This is a genomic window from Kitasatospora sp. NPDC056076 (genome assembly GCF_042266305.1).
Lineage (GTDB): Bacteria > Actinomycetota > Actinomycetes > Streptomycetales > Streptomycetaceae > Kitasatospora.
This window is the reverse complement of the sequence record NZ_JBHJWG010000092.1, coordinates 1-9,644: the sequence shown is the minus strand read 5'-3', so window position 1 is coordinate 9,644 and position 9,644 is coordinate 1. Positions and strand designations below refer to the sequence as shown.

The 9,644-nt window shown below is 72.2% G+C and carries 4 protein-coding genes and 1 rRNA gene; 2 read left to right on the top strand and 3 right to left on the bottom strand.

Annotated features, from left to right (window positions below):
* Positions 1 to 139: 139 nt before the first annotated feature.
* A complete protein-coding gene (locus ACFC1T_RS37645; protein WP_375897109.1) occupies positions 140 to 4,660 on the bottom strand; it encodes a HAMP domain-containing protein in 4,521 nt (1,506 codons plus the stop codon).
* Positions 4,661 to 5,246: 586 nt separating this feature from the next.
* Here ACFC1T_RS37645 and ACFC1T_RS37640 point away from each other — a divergent pair.
* Both ACFC1T_RS37640 and ACFC1T_RS37635 read left to right on the top strand, forming a co-directional pair.
* Positions 5,247 to 7,808, top strand: a complete 2,562-nt coding sequence (locus ACFC1T_RS37640; RefSeq protein ID WP_375897106.1) for a SpoIIE family protein phosphatase — start codon at positions 5,247 to 5,249, stop codon at positions 7,806 to 7,808.
* Positions 7,809 to 8,075: 267 nt separating this feature from the next.
* Complete coding sequence (locus ACFC1T_RS37635) at positions 8,076 to 8,639, top strand: GPR1/FUN34/YaaH family transporter (protein WP_375897104.1); 564 nt, start codon at positions 8,076 to 8,078, stop codon at positions 8,637 to 8,639.
* An 11-nt stretch (positions 8,640 to 8,650) separates the two neighbouring features.
* On the opposite strand, the gene ACFC1T_RS37630 is transcribed toward ACFC1T_RS37635, so the two are convergent.
* Both ACFC1T_RS37630 and rrf read right to left on the bottom strand, forming a co-directional pair.
* Positions 8,651 to 9,496, bottom strand: a complete 846-nt coding sequence (locus ACFC1T_RS37630; RefSeq protein ID WP_375897102.1) for a phosphatase PAP2 family protein — start codon at positions 9,494 to 9,496, stop codon at positions 8,651 to 8,653.
* A 61-nt stretch (positions 9,497 to 9,557) separates the two neighbouring features.
* Positions 9,558 to 9,644, bottom strand: a 5S ribosomal RNA gene (rrf, locus tag ACFC1T_RS37625); the annotation flags it as partial.

Below are 9,644 nucleotides of genomic sequence, written 5' to 3'. Positions count from 1 at the left end.
CGCCTGGGTGCCGCCGTCGGTCCCAGGTTCCAACGGATGGGTCCCCCACCGGGGTCCCGGGCCGCCACCCCCACAAACCCGCCCGGGGGGCTGGCGCTACCCCGGGGGGGGCCCCGGGGGTCCGCGCCAGGCGCCTCGCTCACGCGCGGTCGCCGTTCAGCCACTCGGACATCACCGACAGCAGGTGGTCGGTCTCCACCGGCTTGGTGATGTGGTCGGTGGCACCCGCCTCCAGGGACTTCTCCCGGTCGCCCTTCATCGCCTTGGCGGTCAGCGCGATGATCGGCAGGCCGGCGAACTGGGGCATCCGGCGGATCGCCTCGGTGGTCGCGTAGCCGTCCATCTCCGGCATCATGATGTCCATCAGGACCAGCGCCACGTTCTCGTGCTGCTCCAGCATCTCGATGCCCTCGCGGCCGTTCTCCGCGTACAGGACGGTCAGCCCGTACTGCTCCAGCACGCTGGTCAGGGCGAACACGTTGCGCACGTCGTCGTCCACGATCAGCACCTGCTGGCCGTCGAAGCGGGTGTCGGCGCGGACCGGCCGGGGCTGCTGCGCGGGCTCCACCGCCCGCGGCAGCGCGGCGCTCTCCAGGGCGGCGCTGCGGCGGCGCTCCACCGCCCCGCGGCGGCGCTCCTCGGCCATCTCCCGGACCTCCTGGGCCCAGTGGTCGGCCGGGCTCTCGCCGACCGGCACCGGCAGGCCCACCGGGGTCACCCCGACCGAGGCGCGCAGCGCGGGCGGGTTCGCCGGGCCCGGGCGGTCCAGGAGCCGCTCGGCGGCGGCGTCCGGGGCCTCGGTGCGCAGCGGCAGGTAGAGCGTGAAGGTCGAGCCCTTGCCGAGCTCGCTCTCGGCGTGGATCTCGCCGCCGAGCAGCCGGGCGATCTCGCGGCTGATCGACAGCCCGAGGCCGGTGCCGGCGTACTTGCGGCTGATGGTGCCGTCGGCCTGCTTGAACGCCTCGAAGATCTCCCGCAGCTTGTTGCCGGGGATGCCGATGCCGGTGTCGGAGACCGAAAAGGCGATCAGCTCCTCGTCCGGGCCCTGGATCGAGCCGAACTCCAGCAGCCGCTCGCGCACGTGCTGGGGGACGTCCCGGCCGGCCGGGCTGATCGAGAAGTCGACGCCGCCGGTGTCGGTGAACTTGACGGCGTTGGAGATCAGGTTGCGCAGCACCTGCTGGAGCCGCTGCTCGTCGGTGTGCAGGGTGACCGGCAGGGCGGGCGAGACCCGGACCGCGAAGTCCAGGTTCTTGTCCAGGGCGACCGGCTGGAAGGTGGCCTCGACGTAGTCGACCAGCTGGACCAGGGCGATCCGGGCCGGGCGGACGTCCATCTTGCCGGCCTCGACCTTGGACAGGTCGAGGATGTCGTTGATCAGCTGGAGCAGGTCGGAGCCGGCGCCGTGGATGGTGTCGGCGAACTCGACCTGCTTGGGCGAGAGGTTGCCCTCGTTGTTGTCGGAGAGCAGCTTGGCCAGGATCAGCAGCGAGTTGAGCGGGGTGCGCAGCTCGTGCGACATGTTGGCGAGGAACTCGCTCTTGTACCGGGAGGCCAGGGCGAGCTGCTCGGCGCGCTCCTCCAGGACCTGCCGGGCCTCCTCGATCTCGCTGTTCTTGATCTCGATGTCGCGGTTCTGCTGGGCGAGTTGCTCGGCCTTCTCCTGCAACTCCTCGTTGGTGCGCTCCAGTTCCTCCTGGCGCGCCTCCAACTCGGCGGACCGCATCGAGAGTTCGGCGGTGAGCCGCTGGGACTCCAGCAGCAGGCCCTCGGTCTTGGTGTTGACGCTGATGGTGTTGACGGTGACACCGATCAGGTCGGCGATCTGGTTGAGGAAGTCCAGCGCGACGGTGGTGAAGGAGCTGAACGTGGCCAGCTCGATCACGCCCAGCAGCCGGCCCTCGAACTGCACCGGCAGCACCACGATGTGGGCCGGCGAGGCCTCGCCGAGGCCGGAGGCGATCTTGAGGTACCCGGGCGGCGCCTCCTTGACGATGATCGCCCGCTTCTCCGTCGCGGCCTGGCCGATCAGCGACTCGCCCGGCCGGAAGGTGGTCGGCATCGCCCGCCGCTGGTAGCCGTAGCTGCCGATCAGGCGCAGCACGGTGTCGTTCTCGTCGTCGTCCTCGGTGATCAGTTCGGCGGTCCGCCCGGCCGGCTGGGCCAGGAAGAAGGCGCCGTGCTGGGCGGAGACCACCGGGGTCAGCTCGGTCATGATCAGCGAGGCGACGGCCTCCAGGTCCCGGCGGCCCTGGAGCAGACCGGAGATCCGGGCCAGGTTGGTCTTGAGCCAGTCCTGCTCCTGGTTGGTCCGGGTGGTCTCGCGCAGGTTGGCGATCATCTGGTTGATGTTGTCCTTGAGCTCGTCGAGCTCACCGGCGGCGTCCACGTCGATCCGCAGGCTCAGGTCGCCCCTGGTCACCGCGGTGGCGACCTGGGCGATCGCGCGCACCTGCCGGGTCAGGTTGTTGGCCAGCTCGTTCACCGACTCGGTGAGGTCCTGCCAGGTGCCGTCCACCCCGGGCACCCGGGCCTGGCCGCCGAGCCGCCCGTCGGTGCCCACCTCGCGGGCCACCCGGGTGACCTCGTCGGCGAAGGCGGAGAGCTGGTCGACCATGGTGTTGATGTTGGTCTTGAGCTGGAGGATCTCGCCGCGCGCGTCCACGTCGATCTTCTGCGAGAGGTCGCCGCGGGCGACCGCGGTGATCACCAGCGCGATGTTGCGGACCTGGCCGGTGAGGTTGTTGGCCATCTGGTTGACGTTGTCGGTCAGGTCCTTCCAGATGCCGGCCACGCCCGGCACGCTCGCCTGACCGCCCAGGGTGCCGTCGGTGCCCACCTCGCGGGCCACCCGGGTCACCTCGACCGCGAAGGCGGACAGCTGGTCGACCATGGTGTTCAGCGTCCCGGCGAGCGTCGCGATCTCGCCCTGGGCGTCGATGGTGATCTTCTTGGAGAGGTCGCCGCGGGCCACCGCGGAGGCGACCTCGGCGATGTTGCGGACCTGTCCGGTCAGGTTCGACGCCATGAAGTTGACGTTGTCGGTCAGGTCCTTCCAGATGCCCGACACCCCGCGTACCCGGGCCTGGCCGCCCAGGATGCCCTCGGTGCCCACCTCGCGGGCGACCCGGGTGACCTCGTCGGCGAAGGCGGAGAGCTGGTCGACCATGGTGTTGACGGTGGTCACCAGCTCCAGGATCTCGCCCCGGGCGTCGACGGTGATCTTCTTCGACACGTCGCCGCGGGCCACCGCCGTGGTCACCTCGGCGATGTTGCGCACCTGGTTGGTCAGGTTGTTGGCCATCAGGTTGACGCTGTTGGTCAGGTCCTTCCACGTCCCGGACACCCCGGGCACGCTGGCCTGGCCGCCCAGGATGCCCTCGGTGCCCACGTCCCGGGCGACGCGGGTGACCTCGTCGGCGAAGGCCGAGAGCTGGTCGACCATGGTGTTGATGGTGTTCTTCAACTCCAGGATCTCGCCCCGGGCGTCCACCTGGATCTTCTGCGACAGGTCGCCCTTGGCGACCGCCGTCGTCACCTGGGCGATGTTGCGCACCTGATCGGTGAGGTTGTTCGCCATGAAGTTGACGTTGTCGGTCAGATCCCGCCACACCCCGGCCGCCCAGGGCACCTGGGCCTGCCCGCCGAGCCGCCCCTCGGTGCCCACCTGGCGGGCCACCCTGGTCACCTGTTCGGCGAAGCCGGAGAGCTGGTCCACCATGGTGTTGATGGTGTTCTTGAGTTCCAGCATCTCGCCGCGCGCGTCCACCTCGATCTTCTGCGAGAGGTCCCCGCGCGCCACCGCCGTGGTCACCTGGGCGATGTTGCGCACCTGGCCGGTCAGGTTGTCGGCCATGAAGTTCACCGAGTCGGTCAGCTCGCGCCACACCCCGGCCACGCCCGGCACCTGCGCCTGACCGCCCAGCCGGCCCTCGGTGCCGACGTCCCTGGCCACCGTCGTCACCTGGGCGGCGAAGCCGTTCAGCTGGTCCACCATCGTGTTGACGGTGTTCTTCAACTCCAGCATCTCGCCGGCCACGTCGACGGTCACCTTGCGGGACAGGTCGCCCTTGGCCACCGCCGTGGTCACCTGGGCGATGTTGCGCACCTGCGCGGTCAGCCGCCCGGCCATGGTGTTGACCGAGTCCGCCAGGTCCTTCCAACTGCCCGACACGCTGCGGACCTTGGCCTGCCCGCCGAGCTTGCCCTCGGTGCCCACCTCGCGGGCCACCCGGGTCACCTCGTCGGTGAACTCGGAGAGCTGGTCCACCAGCCCGTTGACCGTCCGGCCGATCCTCAGGTACTCGCCGCGCAACGGGTGGCTCACCCCGTTGCTGTGCAGCGAGCGCAGCTCCATCTTCTGGTCCAGGTCGCCCTCGGCGATCGAGGTCAGCACCCGGCCCACCTCGGCCATCGGCCGGGCCAGGTCGTCGATCAGCGCGTTGCAGTTGTCGACCGCCGCCATCCAGGCGCCCTCGCCCGCACCGGTCTCCAGCCGCTCGTTCAGCCGGCCCTCGCGGCCCACCGCCCGCCGCACCCGGGCCAGTTCACCGGTCAGGTGCTGGTTGCGCTCGGCGACCTCGTTGAACACCGCGGCGATCTCCGCCAACGGCCCGTCGCCCGGCACCGTCAGCCGGCGGCGGAAGTTCCCGTCCCGCATCGCGGTGAGCGCGGCCAGCAGCTTGCGCAGCTCGGCGGGCTCCGCGCCGCGGCTGTGGCCCGCTCGCCGGCCGGCCGCGATCCGCGGCGCGGCCCCGGCCCGCCCGCCGCGCGGAGCCTGCGGCGTCGTACCGGTGGCGTCCTTGGTGGCGTCCTTGGTGGCCGAACTCAACGGGCCCCTCCCACATCGTGTGTACTGTCCGGTGACCGCCGCGCCGGAACGGCACGGGACCGGGCACCGGCCCGGCTGGGCTGCGTACCGGCCGGACCTCACGGCCCACCGGCACCCACACGACCGTACTGCTCCCACCGGCCGTCGCGGACCCCCCAGTCTGGCAGCACCGGCGCCGGGTATACGGCTGGTTGCCCACGGTTGTCCCCGCACCGTCCGAAACAGGTGGGCAGAATCACCCTCCGGTGCCTGTTTCGCCGCCCCGCCCCCACGGGGAACCAAGCGGAAAGTAGGGTGGAGCGCTGCACCGGGCCACGACCCGACCCGACGACGCCGCCCACCCGACGGCCCGCCCGGGAAGGTCGGCACGAGCCCCGGACAGTCAGGGCCAGAGCAGCAGAGGAGAAGTGGCAACGTGGTCACCGCGCGCGCAGCCGCCACCTTCGACCCCGACGGCCGGTCCGCGGCCGCCGCCAGGGGCTTCGTCCGGGACGCGCTGCTCGGCTGGGGCCTGCCCGAGGTCGTCGACGACGCCGTCGTGCTGGTCAGCGAACTGGTCACCAACGCCGTCGTGCACGCCGGCACCGCCGCCGAGGTGTGCTGCCTGCGCGAGGAGGAGAGCGTCCGGATCGAGGTCACCGACCACCACCCCGAGCGCGGCCTGCCCTCGCTCGGCGACGGCCCGGTGTCCGCCTCCGAGCGCTTCGCCGACCCCGACGGCGAGGGCGGCCGCGGCCTGCTGATGTGCTCCGCCCTCGCCGAACGCTGGGGCGTCGAGTACGCGGCCGGGCAGAAGACCGTCTGGTTCCGGCTCGCCCTGCCCGCCCACGTGGCCGGCACCCGCTACGCCGTCCCCGCCACCCCCGGCAGCGACCTGCCCAGCAGCCCCGGGCCGGTGCACGTCGCCGTCGTCCAACTCGACGAGGACGGCCGCGTCCTGGCCTGGAACCCGGACGCCGAATCCCTCTTCCGCTACCCCGCCGCCACCGTGCTGGGCCGCCCCTGGGCCGACCTCGCGGTCTGGCCGCAGTCCCCCGGCCGCGGCCTCGGCCTCACCGACACCCTCCGGCTGGCCCGCTGGGAGGGCGACTACGGCGTACGCCGGGCCGACGGCGAGGAGGTCGAGGTCTACGGCGTCCAGGTGCGCGTGCGCGACACCGAGGGCGTCGCCTCCACCCTCTGCCTGCTCGTCCTCGAACCCGACCGCGCCGTCCTGCGCTCCCCCGCCCGCGCCCTGCCCGGCGAGCGCCCCGACCAGGCCGGTCCCCGGCTCGACCTGCTGGCCGGCCCGGTCGCCACCGACGACCTCGAAACCCTCCTCCAGCGCACCGTCGAACGCGCCCGCGACCTGCTCGACGCGGACGCCGCCTACCTGCTGCTCACCACCGACGACGAGGCCGAGTTCGAGGTCCGCGCCGCCACCGGCCTGACCACCGGGCACCGCCGGCACACCCGCTTCCCGGTGGGCACCGGCAACCGCTACGACTCCGCCCGGCTGCCCACCGTCCACGAGGACCTCGCCGCCCGCCCCACCGGCCTGCCCCTGCTCACCGGCAGCGGCATGCGCTCCCTGGTCACCGTCCCGCTCAAGGTCGAGGGCCGCCTGATCGGCTCGCTCGGCATCGCCACCGCCGCCCCCGGCCGCTACGACAACGAGGACGCGCTGCGCCTCCAGTTCGCCGCCGACCGGGTCGCCCTGGCCGTCGAGAGCACCCGGCTGACCGAGCTCGAACGGCTGCGCCGCGGCTCGCTCTCCTTCCTCGTCGAAGCCTCCGACCTGCTGGCCGGCACCCTCGAACACGAGCAGACCCTGGCGCTGATGGCCCAGATGGCCGTCCCCACCCTCGCCTCCTGGTGCGCCGTCTACACCAACGGCGACCACAGCTCCTCGGCCGGCCTCGCCTTCGTCCTGCACGAGGACGAGGACCGGATCGACCCCCTGCGCGACCTCCTCGACAAGACCCCCGCCCCCGAGGCCGGGCCCACCCACGGCGTCCGCTTCTGGACCGCGCCCACCGAGACCGCCGGAGCCCGCGGCCTCACCGACAGCCCCGAACTCGCCGGCCTGCTCGGCGAGACCGTCGTCCTGCCGCTGACCGCCCGCAACCGGGTGATCGGCCTGCTCGCCCTCGGCGTCCCGGCCGGCGTGCGGTTCCGGCAGGAGATCCTCGAACTCGCCGAGGACCTCTCCCGCCGGGCCGCCCTGGCCCTCGACAACTCCCGCCTCTACTCCGAGCGCACCGCGACCAGCCAGGCCCTGCAGCGCAGCCTGCTCCCGCCGGACCTGCCCGAGATCCCGGGCGTCGAGGTGGACGTCTACTACCAGGCCGCCGGCGAGGGCAACGAGGTCGGCGGCGACTTCTACGACCTGTTCACCATCCGCGAGGGCACCTACGGCTTCGCGATCGGCGACGTCTGCGGCACCGGCCCCGAGGCCGCCTCCGTCACCGGCCTGGCCCGGCACTCGCTGCGCCTGCTCGCCCGCGAGGGCCTGGACGCCCCGCAGGTGCTGCGCCGGCTCAACGCGGCCATCCTGGACGAGGGTGCGCGCAGCCGCTTCCTCACCCTGCTCTACGGCGAGTTGACGCCCCGCCCGGACGGCAGCACCGAACTGTCCCTGGTCTGCGCCGGCCACCCGCTGCCACTGCGGCTGCGCACCGACGGCCAGGTCGACCGGGCCGCCACCCCGCAGCCGCTGCTCGGTGTCATGGAGGACCTCGAACTCACCGCCGAGCACCTGGTGCTGGCGCCCGGCGAGGTCCTGCTCTGCGTCACCGACGGCGTCACCGAACGCCGCGAAGGCCGGCGGATGCTCGGCGACGACGGCCTCGCCGAGGTGCTCACCGGCTGCACCGGACTGACCGCCGGCGCGGTCGCCATGCGGGTGCAGCGCGCGGTCGAGCGCTTCGCCCCCGAGCCGCCGTCCGACGACATGGCGATCCTGACGCTCCGGGTTCCGACCCAGCGCCAGACCTGAGCGTTCCCCGGCTGACATCGTCACAAATTGTTATCTTCACAAGGGTACAAGCGAGCGGGGCCGGGTAAACCGATCTCGCCGGGGAATCCCCCGGCGGGGACGTGACCAGCGGCTCTCCGCAGGCCCGTCGCTTCTGACCTCACTTCTGACCGCAGCCCGCGCACGCTCACAGCCGTGCGCCCTCGGCGCGGTCGCGCGCATCCACTCATCGGAACGACACCAAGCGTCACTGCGCCCTGCGCGCGCCCAGAGTGAAAGGAGCCTCCGGTGAGCAACGACGCTACCGGGGCAACGAACGCCCGCTCCACCGGAGCCGACGCGGGTAACCTCGGCTACCTCGCCCTCGGCCTGACACTGCTCGCCTACGGTCTGCTCTCCACCGGGATCCTGCACGGCACCGGTGTCGGGGACGCGGCCCACCTCGCCCACCTGCTCGGCGGCGTCACCCTCTTCATCGCGGGCCTCTGGCAGCTCCGCGGCGGCGAGGGCTTCACCGGGACCGCCTTCACCAGCCTCGGCGCCTTCTGGGCGACCTGGTCGGTGGCCGGCGGCGCGAGCAAGAACGCCGCCGGTCTGTTCCTGCTGCTGTGGGCCCTGCTCGCCCTCAGCCTCACCGCCGCCAGCTGGGGCGCGGGCCTGTTCAGCCGCGCCGTCTACGGCCTGTTCACCGTCTCCCTCGTGCTGGACGCCATCGCCGTCCTCGGCGGCTACAGCGGCCTCGGCAAGGCCGCCGGCTGGGTCGCGGCCGTCTCCGGGGCCATCGCCTGGTACTGGGCCACCTCCCGCCTGAGCAACGGCTCCTGGGGGAAGGTCGCCCTGCCGGTCAAGTGACCTGCCGGGGCTCAACCGACCTGCTGGGGCCGCTCCTCGGCACCGGCCCGGGGCCGGGTCTCCGTCTCGACGGGGACCCGGCCCCGTCGCCGTGCCGCCAGCGCCAGGACGGCGTAGGCGAACAGCAGGATGGCGACGGCGACGATGCCGTCCGCCCAGAAGTGGTTGGCCGTCACCACGACCACCGCGACCGTCAGCAGCGGGTGCAGCACCACCACCCAGCGGAACGGGCTCGGCGACACCCGCACCACCGCGACCGCCGCCAGGACGCACCAGGCGACGTGCACCGACGGCATCGCCGACAGCTGGTCCGCCACCACCACCCCGCCGACCGCGCCGCCGTACACCGACTGCCCGTACTCCGCGGCCACGTCCACGAAGCCGCTCTGCGGCAGCATCCGCGGCGGCGCCACCGGGATGAACTGCACCAGCAGGCAGACCGCCGTGGTGATCACCACCGTGTTGCGCACCCACGCGTAGCGCTCCCGGTGCCGCAGGAAGACCCAGAGCAGCACACCGAGCATGACGGCGAAGTGCATCACCGCGTAGTAGTAGTTCGCCAGCCGCACCAGCACCGGGTACGGCGTGACCGCCGCCTGCCAGGAGGCCTCGTCCGGCAGGCCGATCGCCTGCTCGGTCCGGTGGATCCAGCCCGCCCGGTCCAACGCGTGATCGGCACTCATCACCGACAGGTGCCCGACCAGCTGCCAGAGCGCGAACAGCGCCAGCAGCGTGCCGGCCTCCCGCAGCAGCGCCGACGCCCCCGGTTTCCGGACCCTCGCAGCGGCGTACGCGCCTCCGTAGAGGACGACGGCGGCACCCCCGGCGGTCTGCCAGGTCAGGGTCAGGTTCTGCATTGGCAGAGGGTAACGCAAAAAGACCCCCTCCCGAATGGGAGGGGGTCTTTTTGGAATGATTGTTCGGCGGCGTCCTACTCTCCCACAGGGTCCCCCCTGCAGTACCATCGGCGCTGTGAGGCTTAGCTTCCGGGTTCGGAATGTAACC